We start from the raw sequence: 18,112 nt of genomic DNA, 5'->3' as shown, positions 1-18,112 counted from the left end.
GGGGCGTCGGCGGCGGGTGTCGTCGTCCGGGGTCCGGCGCCCGTGTTGGGCCCTGGCCGGCTCCGGTTGGGCCGATGGACCGTCCGGGGTGCTCGACGCCCCGGCGTCCGCGGCGGCCGTGTTGTCGGACCGGCCGCGGGTACCGCCGACCGAGGCGCCGGGCCCGCTCCCGGTGCCGGCGTCAGCGGGCCGTGAACCGCGCGCTCGTCAGCGGTGCCTCCACCCGCCACCCGAGCGACTCGTAGAGCGCCCGCCCGTCCGGTGTACCGGCCAGGACTCCTGTCACGGCGCCCTGCGCGAAGGCCAGTTCGGTGAGGGAGCGCATGACCAGTCGGCCCAGGCCTCGGCGGCGGTGCTCGGGCGCGGTCGCGATGCGGTCGAAGACCGCCGTCGCGCCCGTCGGGGCGACGTGCCCGTGCGCGGCCCAGGAACCGTCCGCCGCGGCGACGAGCGCGTGACCGACACCGCCGCGCGACCAGGTGCGCAGCCGGTAGCCGTCCGGGAGCGGGCGGGTCTCGGCAGCCGCCTCCGCGCCGGTGCCCGCGAGCGCGACCGTCATCAGGAACCCCGGGTCCGGGTCGACCCACCAGCCCGCGCCGAGCCAGGGGCCCACGACCGACGCTTCCGCGAAGACCTTGAGCCACACGCCGGTCCCGGTCACCCCGTCCGCGACCTTGCGTACGGCCGCCTCCTCGACGTCGTCCCCGGTCGCGGCGAAGACGTGCCGGCTCACGTGGTCCGCGAGGCCCACGTCGACCGTGAACCCCCACTGCTCCGCCACCGGCGGTGCCGCTCCCCGTGAAGCGACCCACCCGTCCACCCATGCCCGTACGATCCCGCTCACAACAGCCTCCGTAATAGGCGGTCGGGTATATTGAGTATTACCGATCGCGACGATACGCGGTGGGATCGGAAGTGCGACAGCGGTGATCGCTCACAGCGAACGCGGCCGGGGGAACATTCGGGGGTCCACGTGCATTGAGTCGGCATAGCTCAACTTGACTGCCGAAGGGGAGATCATGGCTTCGACGTCCTCACCGCTCACCCTGCCCGTGCTGCCGCTCGACGACGAGGTCGTGCTGCCCGGGATGGTGGTTCCGCTGGACCTGAACGACGCCGATGTGCGCGCCGCGGTGGAGGCCGCCCAGGCCGCCGCGCGGTCCGCGCCCGGCAAGCCGAAGGTGCTGCTGGTGCCACGCATAGACGGGTCGTACCCGGGCACGGGTGTGCTCGGCACAGTCGAGCAGGTCGGCCGCCTGGCCGACGGCGACCCGGGCGCGCTGATCCGCGGGCGTGGGCGCGTGAAGATCGGCGCGGGGACCACCGGTCCCGGTGCCGCCCTGTGGGTCGAGGGCACGATGGTCGACGAGACCGTGCCCGACCCGCTGCCCGGCCAGGTCGCCGACCTGGTCAAGGAGTACAAGGCCCTCGCCACCAGCTGGCTGCGCAAGCGCGGCGCCTGGCAGGTGGTGGACCGCGTCCAGGCCATCGACGACGTCTCCGCCCTCGCCGACAACTCCGGTTACTCGCCCTTCCTCTCCACCGAGCAGAAGGTGACGCTGCTGGAGACCGCCGACCCGGTGGCCCGGCTGAAGCTCGCCACCGAGCAGCTCCGCGAGCACCTCGCCGAACAGGACGTCGCCGAGTCCATCGCCAAGGACGTCCAGGAAGGCGTGGACAAGCAGCAGCGCGAGTTCCTGCTGCGCCGCCAGCTCGAGGCCGTACGCAAGGAACTGCGCGAGCTGAACGGCGACGGCCAGGACGGCGAGGAGTCCGACGACTACCGGGCGCGCGTCGAGGCCGCCGACCTCCCCGAGAAGGTCCGCGAGGCCGCGCTCAAGGAGGTCGAGAAGCTGGAGCGCGCGAGTGACCAGTCGCCCGAGGGCTCGTGGATCCGTACCTGGCTCGACACCGTGCTCGAACTCCCGTGGAACGACCGCACCGAGGACGCGTACGACATCGCGGGCGCCCGGCGCGTGCTGGACGCCGAGCACGCGGGGCTCAAGGACGTGAAGGAGCGGATCACCGAGTACCTCGCGGTGCGCAAGCGGCGCAGCGACCGGGGCCTCGGTGTGGTCGGCGGGCGGCGCGGCGGTGCCGTGCTCGCGCTCGTCGGACCGCCCGGTGTCGGCAAGACCTCGCTCGGCGAGTCCGTCGCGCACGCCATGGGCCGCAAGTTCGTCCGGGTCGCCCTCGGCGGCGTCCGGGACGAGGCCGAGATCCGCGGCCACCGGCGTACGTACGTCGGCGCGCTGCCGGGCCGGATCGTCCGCGCGGTCAAGGAGGCCGGGTCGATGAACCCGGTCGTGCTGCTCGACGAGATCGACAAGGTCGGTTCCGACTTCCGCGGCGACCCGGCCGCGGCGCTGCTCGAAGTGCTCGACCCGGCGCAGAACCACACCTTCCGCGACCACTACCTGGAGGTCGAGCTCGACCTCTCCGACGTGGTCTTCCTGGCCACGGCCAACGTGCTCGAAGCCATCCCGGAGGCCCTGCTCGACCGCATGGAGCTGGTCCGCCTGGACGGTTACACCGAGGACGAGAAGGTCGTCATCGCCCGCGACCACCTGCTCCCGCGCCAGCTGGAGCGGGCCGGTCTCGAGCGGTCCGAGGTGACGCTCGACGAGAGCGCGCTGCGCAAGCTCGCCGGCGAGTACACCCGGGAGGCGGGCGTGCGGAACCTGGAGCGGTCGGTCGCGCGGCTGCTGCGCAAGGTCGCCGCCCAGCACGAACTGGGCGAGCGGGAGCTGCCGTTCACGGTGACCGACGCCGATCTGCGTGCTCTCATCGGGCGGCCGCACCACGTGCCGGAGTCCGCCCAGGACCCGGCGGAGCGCCGCACGGCGGTGCCCGGTGTCGCCACCGGGCTCGCGGTCACCGGCGCCGGCGGTGACGTCCTCTACGTGGAGGCGTCGCTGGCCGACCCGGAGACGGGCGCGGCGGGCCTTACCCTGACCGGCCAGCTCGGTGACGTGATGAAGGAGTCCGCGCAGATCGCGCTGAGCTTCCTGCGCTCCCGCGGAGCCGAACTGGAGCTGCCGGTCTGCGATCTCAAGGACCGGGGTGTGCACATCCACTTCCCGGCGGGCGCGGTCCCGAAGGACGGGCCGAGCGCGGGCGTCACGATGACGACGGCCCTGGCGTCGCTGCTCAGCGGCCGCCTGGTCCGCACGGACGTGGCGATGACCGGCGAGGTCTCCCTGACCGGCCGGGTGCTGCCGATCGGGGGCGTCAAGCAGAAGCTGCTGGCCGCCCACCGGGCCGGCGTGTCCACCGTCATCATCCCCAAGCGCAACGAGGCCGATCTGGACGACGTCCCGGCCGAGGTCCTGGACAAGCTCGACGTCCACGCCGTCACGGACGTCCGCCAGGTCCTGGAACTGGCGCTCGCCCCGGCGACGAACAGCGCGGGCGCGGAGGTTCCGTTGGCGGCGTGACGGACGCCACCGGCCGGGGAAGGCCCGGGCCCTTCGGGGTCCGGGCCTTCCCGTGCCGCGAGACCTCGCGACGCCGGCCTGGTCCAAACGACAGGCCCTAGCCGTTGGCGAGTGCCGTCACCCGGTCGAGGGCGCCGTTGAACTTGTCGTGGTCGCCGACCGTCGGGCCCGAGGACGTGTACTGCCACATCGTGTAGAAGCCCCAGCCGGCGGGCAGCGTGCCCGGATCGGTGTCGTAGCGGGCGATCCACAGCGGGTTGGCCGACGCGAAGCCGCCGTAGTTGCCGGTGCACTGGGTCCACCAGGTGGTGGCCGTGTAGATGACCGCGTCGCGGCCGGTGCGCGCCCGGTACTGGTTCAGGAAGTCCCGGATCCAGGTGACCATCGCGCTCTGCGTCCTGCCGTAGCAGGCCGCTCCGTACGGGTTCCACTCGATGTCGAGGGCCCCCGGCAGTGTCCTTCCGTCCCGGGACCAGCCCCCTCCGTGGTCCACGAAGTAGTTGGCCTGGGCCGCTCCGCCGGTGGTGTCGGGGGTCGCGAAGTGGTACGAACCGCGGATCATGCCGACGTTGTAGGCGCCGTCGTACTGCTGGGCGAAGTAGGGGTTCGTGTAGTACGTCCCCTCCGTCGCCTTCGTGTAGGCCCAGCGGACGCCGCTGTTCCACAGGGTCGACCAGGCGACGTTGCCCTGGTGGCTGCTGACGTCGACGCCCTCGGTCTGCGCGGCGTCACCGGTGGACGGCGTCCCGCCCCGGCCGTCGTGCGCGAGGACGCCCATGCCCATGTGGGCGGAGCCGCGGGCGGGTGTGCCGGCGGCCTGGGCGAGGGCCGCCGGAAGGCTGAACAGGAGGGAGAGCGCGGCGAGCAGGATCCCGGCCGTGGGGAGTCGCCTGGGGGAGCGCGACGGTCGGGCTGTTCCGCATCTGTGCTCGGGCATGGCGTGCCTCCGAGGGGTTCGGTGGTGCGCGGTGATGCTCGGTGGGGGGAAAGCGGGAGAACGCCGGCAGGCGCACGCACTCCGGGGGAGGACGGGCCGTCGCCGGCCGGTCAGTGGCGTGGGCATGCCAGTAATTGCCTGCTAAAGAAGCTACGCACGTAGAAGTGCGGCTGGGAAGAGGGGCCGGAGGCTGCCGTTGGTCTACTCCTGCGAAATACTGGCGGAGCTGCGGCAACGGCCACTTTTGGCGGAAACTTTCAGGATCGGGAAACCGGGTCAGGGGTGCTGACGTGCACGAGCACGGGAACGACGACGGGCATCGCGTCGAATCCACCGCGTCGGGAAGTGGTGTGGACCAGGAATTCCCGGCGCTGGAAAGGGAGTTGACCGTGTTCCTGCGGCGCGCCCGGGCCTCCTCGGGGGAGATGGCCCGGGAGGTCCACCCCGACCTGGAGTCCTCCGCGTACGGACTTCTCGTCCGGCTGGAGGAGTGCGGCCGGCAGCGGGCCACCGAACTCGCCGCCTACATCGGGGTCGGAAAGGCCACGATGTCCCGCCAGCTGCGCGCTCTCGAAGACCTCGGCCTCGTCGCCCGCGAGCCCGACCCGGCGGACGGCCGCGCCTGGCTGGTCCACCTCACGGAGGAGGGGCGGGTGCGCTTCCGGGCGGTACGGGAGGCGCGGCGGGCCCGCTACGTCCGCCAGCTCTCCGGCTGGGACCCCCGCGAGGTCGCGGAACTGGCCAGGCTGCTCCACCAGTTGAACCGCGGGGTGGAGGGCGGGTAGCGCCGGGACGCGACGACCCGCCCTCGCCGCGGGGGCCGGCGCGAAGTGCCCACCCCCCTAGAGCTCCACGTACACCACCGTCGCGTCGTCGTGCGCCTTGCCCCGGCGCAGCCGCGTCCGCTCCACCGCGTCCGCCGACTCCAGTACCCGTATCCGGTCGACGAGGGACGCGGCACCCTCCTTTCCGACGAGGGCGAACAGGTCGGCCCAGTCGCCCTGATGGAACCGGTCCGTCCAGCGGGTCGCCCCGTCCGTGAGGGCGGCCAGGGCGCGGACGCCCGCGCGGGGCAGCGTGCCGGTCACCGCCCGCCGGGCCACCGAGGCGTCGGCCGCCGCGGTGAAGAAGCCGCCCTCCTTGTTGCGGACCGTCGCGTCCGCGACGGCGTCCGTGGCCAGGGACGCCGTCGGAATCCGGGACAGCCGGTCGTCCAGGACCGCGGTCACCCCGCCCGCGGAGTCCTGGAGCAACAGCGCCGAGTCCGAGAGGACCAGGTACTCGACCGTGTCCGCGGACCAGCGTGCGAGGACGACGGTTGCCTGCGGCGTGCGCGGGTGAGAAAGGTCACACGTGTCGGCATGGGCGGCGGCCGTGCGGCGAATCGCCTGCGCCAGCACCTCCGACAGCGTCATCTCGGGCCGCGAAACGGACAGTTCGGTCAGTGCGCCGCCCAGTCGCCCGGTGAACCAGGGGACCGGATGCCGGCATCCGGCGTCGCCCCTCGGAGGCGTCACCCCGTCCAGCACGACCAGGGAACCGCCCTGTCCCGAGGCCGGAAGCCCGACCGCGGCGAAGTCCTCATTGAGGCGGTCCGGGTCGCCGGGCCGCGTGACGAGTTCAGTGCGCATCCAGCCAGTCTGCACGAGCCCTTCACACCGCGGACAAGGGGCGGCGCCGACTGCCGCGCGGGCGTCGACGGGCAGGTCAGGCGCCCTGTTTGGCATGGAATGATCGACTCCGGCGAAGCGTGGCGGCGAATACTGCCAAAGCGCGCCGCCGACGTCCAACCGGCCCGCCGCGCGGGCCCCGGGCAAGCGCCGTGGGAACTTGCCCGCCAACTCCTCGCCGATGTTCACTCCTTCGGGTGGCGGCTCGGACGATGCGGGACCACTGCCCACCGGCACTGGGAGGGTCGGGAGCCGTACCGGGCGGCGGACGCCCCAGTTGACGCAACGTCACCCGGGCCCATGGGTACACGAGTACAGGAATGCGAGCACCGGTGCAGAAAATGCGGCCTCGGCGCACAGGCAAGCAGACGGCCTCCAAGGAGGGTGCGACCGGCGACGCCGCCACCGACTCCGCGGGCAGGGGCGCTCCCGCCCACGTACGCAACCGGCTCATCGTCGCCGTGGCCGTCGTCGCGGCGGCCATCGCGGGCGCGGGCGCCCCGACCGTCCTCGCCGCCTCCGGCCAACTGAGCGACTCCCAGGATCTGGTGACGTTCGCGCGGCAGACGCAGGAGGCCCTCACCCTCGCGCACTCGCTGGCCGACGAACGGGACGAGGTCGTCCCGTACATCGCCGCCGGCCGCCCCAAGACCAGGGCGCCTTCCGAGCAGCGCAGCGCCCGGGTGGACCGGCAGGTCGAGGAGCTGCGCGCGGACGCCGACGCCCCCGCCGGACTGCGCAAGAACCTCGACGCCGTCGCGGCCGTGCGCAGGGCGGCGCTCACCGGCAAGAGCACCGCTCTCGAAGCCCACCAGGCGTACTCCGAGACCATCACCGAACTGCACGGCCTCGCCGAGGAACTGGCGCAGCTGCTGCCGCCCCGCGCGGGTTCCGGCGCGTACGCCCTCGCCGAACTGGACACCGCCGTACAGCAGGCCGCGTCCACCCGAGGGCTGCTCCTCGCGGCGCTGGCCGTCCCCCGCTCCACGCGGACCTCCATCGACCCGGTCACCGGACTGCCGACCACCTCGGAGAACTCGTCGGACGCCGACGCCAAGCAGCGTGACGCGCTCGGCGCCGCCGCCCAGCAGGCCCGCCTGCGCTCCGACGCGGCCCTCTCCGACTTCCGCGACACGGCGCCCAAGGCCGCCCGGGCCTCGTACGACTCCACGGTCAACGGACCCGACGTCACCTCGGCCGACACGTACCTGGCCACCCTCACCGACCAGCCGACGCTCTCCGACGACGAACTCGGCACGAGCGTCAAGAAGCTGGACGCGGCCCTCTCCGCCCGCGTCGAGCTGATGCGCGGCGTCGAGGCCTCGCTCAACGACCGCCGCACGAAGGAACTCGCCCAGCTGCGCGACGACGACGTGACCGGCCTCGAACTGCGTGTCGCCCTCCTCGGCGCGCTGCTGCTGGTCGCCGTCGGCGTCAGCACGGCGATGGCCCGCACGCTGACCCGCCCGCTGGCGGTCCTGCGGATCGGCTCGGCCCGGGTGGCCGCCGATCCGGCCACCGAGGAACCGGTCAAGTTCACCGGCCGCAACGACGAGTTCGCGCAGGTCGTCCGATCCGTCAACACGCTGCGCGCGCACGCCGCGGCACTCCACGAACGGCAGGCCACCCTCGAGGCCGACCGCAAGCACCTCATCGGCCAGCGCCAGACGATGGCCGACGAGCGCGCCCAGCTGCGCACGGAACTCGCCGCGGCCACCGCCCACCTGGAGCAGGTGCGGCACAGCATCCACGGCACGTTCGTCAACCTGGCGCTGCGCACCCTCGGCCTCGTCGAGCGACAGCTCGCCGTCATCGAGAAGCTCGAGGAGCGCGAGCAGGACCCCGAGCGCCTCTCCACCCTCTTCAAGCTCGACCACTTCGCCACCGTGATGCGGCGGCACAGCGAGAACCTGCTGGTCCTCGCCGGCGCGGAGCACATCCAGCAGCACGCGGGCCCGGTCCCGCTGGTCGACGTCGTACGGGCCTCGGTCAGCGAGATCGAGCGGTACGAGCGGGTGCGGATCGCCGCGCTGCCGCCGCACGCGCACCTGGCGGGCTTCGCCGCGGACGACCTGAGCCACCTGGTGGCCGAACTGCTGGAGAACGCGACGTCGTCCTCCCCGCCCGACATGGCGGTCGAGGTCTCCGGCTGGCTCCTGGAGAGCGGCGAGGTGATGCTCTCCGTCCAGGACGAGGGCATCGGCATGACCACCGAGCGGATGGAGCAGCTCAACTCCCGGCTCGCCGACTTCGATCCGGACGACGCCTACGACGAGGAGAGCGGCGAGGGCCTCGGGCTCGGTCTGTACGTGGTGGCCCGGCTCGCCCACCGCCACGGTGTGCGCGTGCACCTGCGCGAGCAGAAGCAGGGCGGCGTCGCCGCGGTCGTCGTGCTGCCCAAGGCGCTGCTGGCCGCCGCGCCGGCCGCCGCCGCGCCGGCCGCCGCCGCGCCGGCCGGGACCGCGTCCGCGCCGGCCCTCGGCGGTGCCCCCGCGCTGTCCCTGCCGGGCGTCGACGCCGAAGCCAACTCCAACGTCCTGCACGGCCGTTCGGCCACCGCGCCCACCGCGCCCACCGCGACACCCGGCCCCGCGGAGCCCTCCGCCGCCCCCACCGCCGGGGACCCGCTGATAGCCGCGGCCGAACAGGCGGTACGCGCCCACGCGGCGCCCGACGGGCAGGCGGAGGAGCCCGGCACCACCGAGGCCACCCGAGCGCACCGCGCCGACCCGGCCGCACGGGGGTCCGGCACGGACGAGGCCGTACGGGAGCCCGGCGCCGACCACGCCGTACGGGCCCCCCGCTCCGACCACGCCGCCGTACCCGCCCCCGGCACCGGTGAGGACGTACGGGAGCCGCGCGCCGACGCACCGGCGCCGGAGTTCCGCACCCGTGACGCGTCGGGCGATCCCCGTGCGGACGCCGCCCCGCACGCCCCCGGTGCCGGCGACGCCCCCCGCGACGACGAGAACGTCTCCCGGGCCGAGCGGCCCTCGGAGACGACGATGGAGCTGCTGGCGCCGGAACCCCCGGCGGACGAGCCCCCCGCCTCCGCCCCCGTGGCGGAGCCCGAGACCACGGCCGAGGCCGACGCCGAGCCCCCCACGGACGCCGGCCTCCCCGCCCGGACCACCACCGACCCCTACGCCATCGGCCCCGACACCCACGACCGTGTCGCGGACGAGCCGCAGCGGGTCACCGCCAAGGGTCTGCCCAAGCGCACGCCGAAGATCTCGGCACCCGCGCCGGCCCCGAGGCAGCGCACCGGAGGGGTGGACGCCGAGGCCCTGCGCCGCAGGCTCGGCGGATTCCACCGCGGTGCGCTGGAGGGCCGCCGCGACGTCGAGGCGGAGATCGCCGAGGAGACCTCGCAGACGAGGACGCCCGAGGCGGACGCCGTACCCGCGGCACACGACGTACCAGCCACGGGGGGCACAGTCGAGGAGGCAAGCAGTTGACCGCGCCCAGTACCTTCGGACTGAGCAGTGAGGCCCGCAACCTGCACTGGCTGCTGACGAACCTCGTTGAGGAGGTGCCGGGCCTGCTGTCGGTCGCGGTCGTCTCCTCCGACGGCCTGCTGCTGCTCTCCTCCGACCCCGGGAGGAACGCGGAGGCCCGGGCGGCGGCCGAGCGGAGCAGCGGCCCCAAGGGGTCCGCCGCCGACCTCGCCACCATCGTCTCCGGCATCGGCAGCCTGACCATCGGCGCCGCCAAGCTGATGGACGGCGGCGGGGTCAAGCAGACGATGATCGCCATGGACGAGGGCAGCCTGTTCGTCATGTCGATCAGCGACGGCTCCCTGCTCGGAGTGCACGGCTCCGCGGACTGCGACATGAGCGTGGTGGCGTACCACATGGCGCTCTTCGTCGGCCGCGCCGGACACGTGCTGACCCCCGAACTCCGCACCGAGTTGCGCCGATCCCTGGAGACCGAGTCGATGGGGAGTGCCCGATGAGTACGACCAGGCTTCCGGTCCGCGGCGGCGACCGCAAACCCGCCCGCGTGCGCCCCTACTCCCTCACCGGCGGCCGTACCCGCTTCGGGCACGTGCTGCTCGTCGAGACGTTCGTGGCGGCGCTGGAGGCACCCGAGGAACGCCGGGAACTGACGAACGGCTCCCTCGCCACCCGGGTGATGCCCGAGATGCGGGCCATCGTCGAACTGTGCCGCCGGATGCGGACGGTGGCCGAGATCGCCGCGCTGCTCAGGATGCCGCTCGGCGTGGTCCGCGTGCTGCTGAGCGACCTGGCGGACCAGGGCAGGATTCGCGTGTACGGAACAGGTCACGGCCCGGGACAGCCGGACCGCGCACTGCTGGAAAGGGTGCTGAGTGGACTCCGTCGTCTCTGACGCCACCACAGGTGTCTCCCCGGACGTCGAGACCGACGTCTTCCGCCTCGTCGAGCCCGAGGAGGAACTCCAGGCCTGGCAGACCGACCGGACGCGCGCCCCGATCGCCACGAAGATCGTGGTGGCGGGCGGCTTCGGCGTCGGCAAGACCACCCTCGTCACCGCGGTCTCCGAGATCACGCCCCTCCAGACGGAGGCGCTCATGACGCAGGCCAGCGAGGACACCGACGACCTCAGCGCGACCCCGGAGAAGCTGACCACCACGGTGGCCATGGACTTCGGGCGCATCACGCTCGACGACGACCTGGTGCTCTACCTCTTCGGCACGCCGGGGCAGCAGCGCTTCTGGTTCATGTGGGACGACCTGGTGCGCGGGGCGATCGGCGCGGTGGTCCTCGCCGACACCCGCCGCCTGACGGACTGCTTCCCGGCGCTCGACTACTTCGAGAGCTGCGGACTGCCGTACGTCGTCGCGGTGAACCACTTCGACGGCAGCGAGCGGTTCGAGCCAAAGGACGTGCGCGAGGCGCTGACGGTGCCCGCGCACATACCTGTCATGATCATGGACGCGCGGCGCCGGATCTCGGTCGTGGAGACCCTGCTGGCCCTGGTCGGCCACGCACTCGACGTCACCCCCGAATAAGTCGTACGCACTTGCACAGTTAAGGACCCGCATGCGGAAGATACTCGTCGTCGGAGCCGGCCAGTCCGGCCTCCAGCTCGCCCTCGGCCTCCAGTCGCACGGGTACGAGGTCACCCTGATGTCCAACCGGACCGCGGACGAGATCCGGTCCGGCCGGGTCATGTCGACGCAGTGCATGTTCGACACGGCACTCCAGCACGAACGCGACCTCCAGCTGAACTTCTGGGAGTCCCAGGCCCCGAAGATCGAGGGCCTCGGCGTCTCCGTGGCGGCACCCGGATCCCACGACCCGGGCCCCACCCAGCGCGCGATCGACTGGGTGGGCAGGCTGGACGGCTACGCCCAGTCCGTCGACCAGCGCGTGAAGATGGCCGGCTGGATGGAGACGTTCGCCCAGCGCGGCGGCCAGCTCGTCATCCACGGCGCGGCGGTCTCCGACCTCGACTACTTCTCCCGCACCTACGACCTGGTGCTGGTCTCCGCCGGCAAGGGCGAGCTGGTCTCCATGTTCGGCCGCGACGCCGCGCGTTCGCCGTACACCGAGCCGCAGCGCGCCCTCGCCGTCGCCTACGTCCACGGGCTGGGCCCGCGCCCCGAGCACCCCGACTTCGACGCGGTCCGCTGCAACCTGGTCCCCGGCGTCGGCGAGCTCTTCGTCATGCCGACGTTCACCACCTCGGGCCGCGCCGACATCCTCTTCTGGGAGGGCGTACCCGGCGGCCCGCTGGACGTCTTCAACGGCGTCAAGGACCCCGCCGAGCACCTCTCCCTCACCCTGGAACTCATGGAGAAGTTCACGCCCTGGGAGTACGCGCGGGCCACCAAGGTCGAGCTGACCGACGCGAACGGCACCCTCGCCGGCCGCTACGCCCCGACCGTCCGCAACCCCATCGGCCGGCTGCCCGGCGGCGGCCTGGTCCTCGGCGTCGCCGACGTGGTCGTGGCCAACGACCCGATCACCGGCCAGGGCTCCAACTCGGCGTCCAAGTGCGCCGCCGCCTACCTCGCCTCCATCCTGGAGCGCGGCGAGCAGCCCTTCGACGAGGCCTGGATGCAGGCCACCTTCGACCGGTACTGGGACACCGCCCAGCACGTCACCAAGTGGACCAACGCCATGCTCGGGGTCCCGCCGGAGCACGTCCTCAACCTGATCGGCGCCGCGGGGCAGCTCCAGCCCGTCGCCGACCGGTTCGCCAACGGCTTCAACGACCCGGCGGACTTCGAGAACTTCTTCTTCGAGCCGGCGAAGACGGAGGCCTACCTCGCCTCCGTGACCGGCTCCGCGAAGGAGTAGCCCTCGTCGGACCCGTCCCCGGCGTCCCGGGGCAGCTCCGGCGGCGTGTACCGCGGCAGGGGCTCCCCGCCGGGGTCGGGCCGCACGGCGCCCAGCACCGGGTTCGCCGCGATCGGCGACACCCTGATCCGCGCGCCGGGCCGCGGCGCCTGCACCACCATGCCGTCGCCGAGGTAGAGAGCGACATGCGTGGCCTCGGGGAAGTAGACCACCAGGTCGCCGGGGCGCAGCTCGGCCAGTGGGATCCGCGGCAGCTCGGCCCACTGCTCCTGGCTGGTGCGCGGCACGGCCCGCCCGGCGTGCTCCCACGCCCGCGAGGTCAGTCCCGAGCAGTCGTACGACTCCGGGCCCTCGGCACCCCACGCGTACGGCTTGCCCACCTGCCGTACGGCGTAGCGGAGCGCCCTGCCGCCGTCCCGCGACGGGGTGCGCCCGCTGCTGAGCGCACCCGACGCCATGAACGTCCGCTGCGCCTTCGCCGTCCCCGTCTCCTCCAGCTCGGCCAGCTCCGCCAGCCGGTCCGCGCTGAGCGAGGCGAGCAGCTCCTCGACCTCCGCCAGCTTTGCCCTGACCTTGTCGCGGTCCTTCCTCCGCCGCTCGGTGAGGGTGAGTTGGTCGTCCAGGGCCTTGCGTGCGGCCCGCGCCAGGGCGTCCCTGCGCCTCTCGTCGACGGTGAGCCGGCCGACGGTCTCCGCGCGCTGCCGTGCCAGCTGCCCGATCACGTGCCCCTCTTCGAGCGCGTGCTGCGGATCGCGGGCGAGCAGCAGCCGTACGTAGGGGGAGATCTCGCTGCTGTTCTGGTACTGCTGGCGGGCCAGGCGTCCCGCGGCGCCCCTGCTGTCGTGCAACGAGAGCCGCGCCCCGGCCAGCTCCTTCTCCAGTCTCGCGGCGTCGGCCCGCTTCGCCCGCAGCCGTTCCTCGGTCGCGTTGTACGTCTCGGTGGCCTGTTCGGTCTGCCGGTACAGCTTCTGAAGATCCGTCAGCAGGGCGGCCGGGGAACGGCCGTCCGGCGCGGACTCGGTCACGGCGGAACCGGTGTCCGGTACGGGTGCGGCCAGGGCGGGGGAGGGCGCGAACAGTGCTCCGGCCGCCACCGCCGCCGTACAGACCAGGTGCAGAAGCCTTCCTGACATGTCATCACCTCCGAAGGGGGGCGGTGTCTCCGTCCCGCTCCGTGAGGATCGGGTGCCTGCGCGCGGTCCGCGCGCGGAAGGTGGGCGGTTCGGCCCAACGGGGTCACTCGTCGGCGTCGTCCGGCTTGCCGGTCGGCGTGGCACCGTGCTCCGTGCCCTTCCCGGTGCCCTGGTCCGGGGCGGGGTGCGGCTTGGACCACGGCCACTTCAGGCCGCCGCCCTTCCCGCCCGCCGGGTCGTACGCGTACTTCCACCCCGGGTGCAGGGCGAACCGTCCGCTGGGCGGGCGCTGGACGCGCCGGTAGACGAGGACGGTCGGCGGACCCCCGGCGGCGTCCGGCACCGGGACGCGGTACACCTTCGGAGGGTGTCCGGTCATGCCGAGCAGGACGGGCAGGACGCGGCCGTCCAGGGGCCCGCCCTCGAAGGGGGTGTCTTCGCTCTTCACGCCCCCAGTGTCACAGCAGGTGCGCCGCGTCGCCGACCACGGGCAGCACACGCCGGACCAGCGCGCCCACGGGCCCCTCCGCCGGCTCCATGGCGAGGGCCGCCCGCACCACGGCGGCGGCCTGCGGGTCCCGGCCGGCCGTCGCCGCGAGCACGGCCACGAACTGCTCGACGAGCGAGTCGCGCAGCTCCTCCAGCGGTGGTTCCTTGTCCTCGTCGAGCCAGATCAGCGAGGCCGCCTCGACCGAGGTGATCCACATCCGGACGGTCATGCGCAGCCGCGGCCCCGGATCCGCCACGTCCAGGTGCGTGAGGATGTGCTCGGCGGCGGCCCGCCGCACCCCGTCCACGATGGCCGTCGTCCGCGAGGTCTCGACGACGCTGCCGCCCTGGAGAAGGGCACTGAATCCGGCGTCGTGCTGGTCGACGAAGGCGAGGTAGCGGTCGAGGGCCCGCGACAGCCGCCGGGCCAGCGGCCCCTCGGGCGGCTCCGCGAAGCACTGCTCCAGCTCCTCGGCGGCGGACCGCAGCGCGGCCTCGTACAGCTGCTGTTTGCCGCCGGGGAAGTACCGGTAGACCAGCGGACGCGACACCCCCGCCGCCTCCGCCACGTCGTCGAGCGAGATCTCCTCCGGCGCGCGGTGCGCGAAGAGGGACAGCGCCGCGTCGAGCAGCTGACTGCGCCGCTCCTCGACACTCAGCCTGCGGTACGCGGGGGTGGAGGCCTGCGGGGTCATGTCGGGCAGCGTAACCGTGTTCGCCCCCGGGCACGCCGCGACCGCGGGGCGCGGCTCCCCGGACACGGCTACGCCAGCAGCCCCGACGACCTCCACAGCCGGCGTCCGGCCCCGCGCAGCACTCCGATGTCGTCCAGGAAGTCGGTCAGGCGCCTGGAGCCCGTCTGCATGACCTCGCGGCGGTGACCGCTGGCCTTCACCTGGGCGACGGCCTCGTGCCGGTCGAGACCCACGTTCGTGTAGACCTCGGGGTTGATGAAGGCCTGCGAGAAGACGCGGGCGAACTCGCCGGAGGTGACCCGGGTGAACTCCTGCGACCAGCGCGACGCCGTCATCATCTGGCGGCGCAGCTCCTCGCGGGCGTACCGGACGTGGCGGGCCTCCTCCACGACGTGGATGCGCGTGACACCGCGGACCAGGGTCTGCACGCGCTCGTCCGGGAACGTCAGCCGCTGCATCCAGTCGAGCACCTCCTCGCCGAGCAGGGTGGCCGTGAAGGAACCGGGCGTGGTCGAGACGGTCTTGAAGAGCCGGCCCAGGTTCTGGTGCGCCCGGCTGACCGGGTAGTGGGGCGTCCCGCTCCGGCTGATCAGGCGCGCGAACATCTTGGAGTGGCGGCACTCGTCCTCGATCTCGGTGAGCGCGTACCGCACGTGGGCGCTCGTCGCCGCCTTGTCGTAGATGTGCCGCACCAGCAGCTGCATCAGGATGATCTCGAACCAGATGCCGAGCGAGGCGAGGGCCGCGGCCTCGTGCTGCGAGAGCGCGATGCGCTGCTCCTCGCTCATCCGCTTCCACAGGGGGGTGTCGTAGAGGGACACCAGCTCCGGGGGCCAGAACCACTTGCCCGGCTCGAACGGGGCGTCCCAGTCCAGCTCCTTGTCCGGGTCGAAGGAGTGCTTGGCGGAAGAGTCGAGCAGGCGCTCGGCCACCTGCTCCCGGTCCTTGAGCAGGCCGAGCGCGTCGCGCAGCACATCGGCTTCCGTGACTGTCGTCATGACTGTTCCCACCTCGTCGTACCGGATGAACAGGAGCCGGGCACACCAGGGTTACCGGCGGTCACGTCTTATGAGACTGCTTGTCAGCAAGCTCGTCAATCCCCTGTGCGCGACTTGTTGACCCCGGGTCCGCCTCGTGTGAGCCTGCCAGGTATGCCGACGTATGAGCTCTATGCCATGAACGCGGGAGACCCTCAATGGAGCGTGCCGGCCAACGGGGCCGCGCGCTTCAGCTGGGAGTACGACGACGGACGCGACCGCCTGCTCGCCCTGTACCAGAAGGGCAAGGACAAGCAGTGGGACGGCCGGAAGCGGATCGACTGGGACCAGGAGGTCGACCCGTACGATCCGCTCGGCACCCCGGACGAGGCGATGACCCTCCACGGGACGCCGTACTGGGCCAGGATGACCGACCGGGACAGAGGCGAGCTGCGCAAGCACTACGCGTCCTGGCAGTTCAGCCAGTTCCTGCACGGCGAGCAGGGCGCAATGGTCTGCGCCGCCCGGATCGTCGAGTCCGTCCCCGACCTGGACGCCAAGCTCTACTCGGCCACCCAGACGATGGACGAGGCCCGCCACGCGGAGATCTACTCCCGCTTCCTGCACGAGAAGATCGGGATGCTCTACCCGATCAACGACAACCTCCAGGCGCTCCTCGGCGACACCCTGCGCGACTCCCGCTGGGACATGCCCTACCTCGGGATGCAGGTCCTCATCGAGGGCCTCGCACTCGCCGCCTTCGGCATGATCCGCGACACCACGGACAAGCCGCTGCCCAAGCAGATCCTCGCCTACGTGATGCAGGACGAGGCCCGGCACGTCGCCTTCGGCCGCATGGCGCTGCGCGACTACTACAAGCAGCTCACCGACGCCGAACTGCGCGAGCGCGAGGAGTTCGTCATCGAGGGCTGCTACCTGATGCGCGACCGGCTGCGCGGGGACGAGGTCCTGGAGAACTTCGGCATCCCCAGGGCCGAGGCCGCGGAGTACAGCGAGCAGTCCGAATTCCTGCACCTGTTCCGGCGGTTGCTGTTCAGCCGCATTGTCCCCTGCGTCAAGGACATCGGCCTGTGGGGCAAGCGCCTCCAGCAGGCCTACGTCGACATGGGCGTCTTCGAGATGGGCGACTCGAACCTCGACCTCCTGATGGCCCAGGACGAGGAGATCGCGGAGAAACTGGACGCCGAGCGGTTCGCGGCCGAGGAACGGGAGCGGGTGGCGGAAGTACGGGAGGCGATCGAGTCGGGGGCGACGGAGGACTGACGTTCCGGCGGATTCCGGCCGGGTCACCGCGGTTCACCAGTCTGGAGTACGGTTCTGGCGTGTCCACGCCTCCACCGCCCCAGCATCCGCAGAACCCGTACGGGCAGCAGCCCCAGGGCCCGTACGGCGGACAGCCGCCCGCGCCGGCCTACGGTCAGCAGCCGCCCCCGAGCCCGTACGGCCAGCAGGCCGCGCCCTACGGAGCGCCGCAGGGAGCCCCCTACGGGCAGCCGGGTCAGCCCGGCCAGCCCGGCCAGCAGCCCTACGGCTGGGGTGCGCCCCCGATGGCGCCGCCCCCCAAGAAGAGCCGGGTGGGTCTCGTCCTCGGCATCGTGGGCGGAGTCGTCGCCCTCGTCGTCGTGATCGTCGTGGGGCTCGCGGTGATCGGTTCGAAGACCGACAGCGGCTTCCCCGAGGCGGAGTTCAAGCTCACGCTGCCCAAGACCCTGCTCGACGAGCGCTACGAACTCGCCCAGGACCTCTCCGACTCCGAGGGCTCCAAGGTCGAGGGCGAGGCGGACGGCGCCTGGGACGCGCGGGACGTCACCGCCGTGGTCGGCCAGTACAGCGTCGGCGGCGACACCACCAAGGGCAACCTGGTCATCTCGGGCATGTACGGCAGGTTCAAGAACACCGGCACCGCCCGCGACAAGATGATGGAGGGCGCCGCCGAGTCCGACGGTGCCAAGGTGGCCGTACCGCCGAAGGACTTCAAGCCCGCCGGCTCGGACACCACGATCACCTGCCAGGTGCTCACCAAGGACCAGCTGGGCACGACGATGACCATCCCGATGTGCGGCTGGGTGGACGGCAACACCGGTGCCTCCGTCGCCGAGATCACCGCGGAGAGCATGACGAAGGACCCCTCCGACGTGGATCTGGAGGCGGCCGCCAAGACCGCGGTCGAGGTGCGCTCGGAGATCAGGAAGCCGATCGGCTGAGGGGTCGCCGCGGCGTCACGGGGACGCCACGGCGGACGGGGCCGGAACCACGGTCGGCTCGGCAACTCCCGCCGGCCCCACGATCCCGTCGGGCCCCACGGCCCCGTCGGTCCGTAGCCCTCGCCGGCCCACGGTCCCGTCGGCTTGCCGCTCTCGCCTGCCCGCCGCTCCCGCCCGCCCACGGTCCCGCCGGGCCCGCCGCTCTCGCCGGGCCCGGCGGGAACAGTGTCCGCAGGGTGGGTGGCCGTGGGCGGCGCAGCGG

16 protein-coding genes are annotated in these 18,112 nt (G+C 72.5%); 9 read left to right on the top strand and 7 right to left on the bottom strand.

Features of this window, described 5'->3' with window-relative positions; translation table 11 throughout:
- Positions 1-181: 181 nt before the first annotated feature.
- Positions 182-844 (bottom strand): GNAT family N-acetyltransferase, encoded by a 663-nt coding sequence (locus AC0ZLC_RS14170; protein ID WP_476752298.1) that lies wholly within the window; start codon positions 842-844, stop codon positions 182-184.
- Between the two features lie 175 nt (positions 845-1,019).
- On the opposite strand from AC0ZLC_RS14170, the gene lon reads away from it, so the two are divergent.
- Positions 1,020-3,437 carry an endopeptidase La gene (lon, locus tag AC0ZLC_RS14165; protein ID WP_476752297.1) on the top strand — a complete coding sequence of 806 codons (2,418 nt, stop codon included), beginning with the start codon at positions 1,020-1,022 and terminating at the stop codon, positions 3,435-3,437.
- Between the two features lie 97 nt (positions 3,438-3,534).
- On the opposite strand, the gene AC0ZLC_RS14160 is transcribed toward lon, so the two are convergent.
- Positions 3,535-4,374 carry a lysozyme gene (locus AC0ZLC_RS14160; RefSeq protein WP_476752296.1) on the bottom strand — a complete coding sequence of 280 codons (840 nt, stop codon included), beginning with the start codon at positions 4,372-4,374 and terminating at the stop codon, positions 3,535-3,537.
- A gap of 290 nt (positions 4,375-4,664) precedes the next feature.
- Here AC0ZLC_RS14160 and AC0ZLC_RS14155 point away from each other — a divergent pair, with 290 nt between their 5' ends.
- The gene (locus AC0ZLC_RS14155; protein WP_476752295.1) at positions 4,665-5,159 is read left to right on the top strand and encodes a MarR family winged helix-turn-helix transcriptional regulator; all 495 of its coding nucleotides are present in this window, start codon (positions 4,665-4,667) and stop codon (positions 5,157-5,159) included.
- A 57-nt stretch (positions 5,160-5,216) separates the two neighbouring features.
- On the opposite strand, the gene AC0ZLC_RS14150 is transcribed toward AC0ZLC_RS14155, so the two are convergent.
- Positions 5,217-6,005, bottom strand: coding sequence for a protein phosphatase 2C domain-containing protein (locus tag AC0ZLC_RS14150; RefSeq protein WP_476752294.1), 789 nt, complete (start codon positions 6,003-6,005; stop codon positions 5,217-5,219).
- A 359-nt stretch (positions 6,006-6,364) separates the two neighbouring features.
- Between AC0ZLC_RS14150 and AC0ZLC_RS14145 the strand changes: the two genes are divergently transcribed.
- The 5 genes from AC0ZLC_RS14145 to AC0ZLC_RS14125 are packed head-to-tail and all read left to right on the top strand — an operon-like array spanning position 6,365 to position 12,331.
- On the top strand, positions 6,365-9,502 hold the full coding sequence (locus tag AC0ZLC_RS14145; protein ID WP_476752293.1) for a sensor histidine kinase: 3,138 nt from the start codon (positions 6,365-6,367) through the stop codon (positions 9,500-9,502).
- Positions 9,499-9,999 carry a roadblock/LC7 domain-containing protein gene (locus AC0ZLC_RS14140; RefSeq protein ID WP_476752292.1) on the top strand — a complete coding sequence of 167 codons (501 nt, stop codon included), beginning with the start codon at positions 9,499-9,501 and terminating at the stop codon, positions 9,997-9,999. Before AC0ZLC_RS14145 ends, AC0ZLC_RS14140 begins: the two co-directional genes overlap by 4 nt.
- A complete protein-coding gene (locus AC0ZLC_RS14135; protein ID WP_476752291.1) occupies positions 9,996-10,394 on the top strand; it encodes a DUF742 domain-containing protein in 399 nt (132 codons plus the stop codon). The genes AC0ZLC_RS14140 and AC0ZLC_RS14135 overlap by 4 nt, the downstream gene beginning before the upstream one ends.
- Entirely contained in the window at positions 10,375-11,037 is a 663-nt protein-coding gene (locus tag AC0ZLC_RS14130; RefSeq protein ID WP_476752290.1) for a GTP-binding protein, read from the top strand. Before AC0ZLC_RS14135 ends, AC0ZLC_RS14130 begins: the two co-directional genes overlap by 20 nt.
- 31 nt (positions 11,038-11,068) lie before the next feature.
- Positions 11,069-12,331, top strand: coding sequence for a styrene monooxygenase/indole monooxygenase family protein (locus tag AC0ZLC_RS14125; RefSeq protein ID WP_476752289.1), 1,263 nt, complete (start codon positions 11,069-11,071; stop codon positions 12,329-12,331).
- Here the strand turns inward: AC0ZLC_RS14125 and AC0ZLC_RS14120 are convergent.
- The 4 genes from AC0ZLC_RS14120 to AC0ZLC_RS14105 form a co-directional block, all read right to left on the bottom strand.
- A complete protein-coding gene (locus AC0ZLC_RS14120) occupies positions 12,295-13,464 on the bottom strand; it encodes a C40 family peptidase (protein WP_476752288.1) in 1,170 nt (389 codons plus the stop codon). The two genes, AC0ZLC_RS14125 and AC0ZLC_RS14120, sit on opposite strands and share 37 nt — an antisense overlap.
- Before the next feature lie 103 nt (positions 13,465-13,567).
- Complete coding sequence (locus AC0ZLC_RS14115; protein WP_476752287.1) at positions 13,568-13,912, bottom strand: hypothetical protein; 345 nt, start codon at positions 13,910-13,912, stop codon at positions 13,568-13,570.
- Positions 13,913-13,922: 10 nt separating this feature from the next.
- Complete coding sequence (locus tag AC0ZLC_RS14110) at positions 13,923-14,648, bottom strand: TetR/AcrR family transcriptional regulator (protein WP_476752286.1); 726 nt, start codon at positions 14,646-14,648, stop codon at positions 13,923-13,925.
- Between the two features lie 68 nt (positions 14,649-14,716).
- Positions 14,717-15,646, bottom strand: a complete 930-nt coding sequence (locus tag AC0ZLC_RS14105; protein WP_476752285.1) for an AurF N-oxygenase family protein — start codon at positions 15,644-15,646, stop codon at positions 14,717-14,719.
- 153 nt (positions 15,647-15,799) lie between these two features.
- Between AC0ZLC_RS14105 and AC0ZLC_RS14100 the strand changes: the two genes are divergently transcribed.
- A complete protein-coding gene (locus tag AC0ZLC_RS14100) occupies positions 15,800-16,909 on the top strand; it encodes a ferritin-like domain-containing protein (protein WP_476752284.1) in 1,110 nt (369 codons plus the stop codon).
- Between the two features lie 59 nt (positions 16,910-16,968).
- A complete protein-coding gene (locus tag AC0ZLC_RS14095; RefSeq protein ID WP_476752283.1) occupies positions 16,969-17,850 on the top strand; it encodes a hypothetical protein in 882 nt (293 codons plus the stop codon).
- Positions 17,851-18,112: the final 262 nt, after the last annotated feature.

The organism is Streptomyces sp. GLSS-08 (assembly GCF_056387915.1).
Note: the sequence above shows the minus strand (reverse complement) of the source record. Positions and strands in the feature narration are given on the sequence as shown.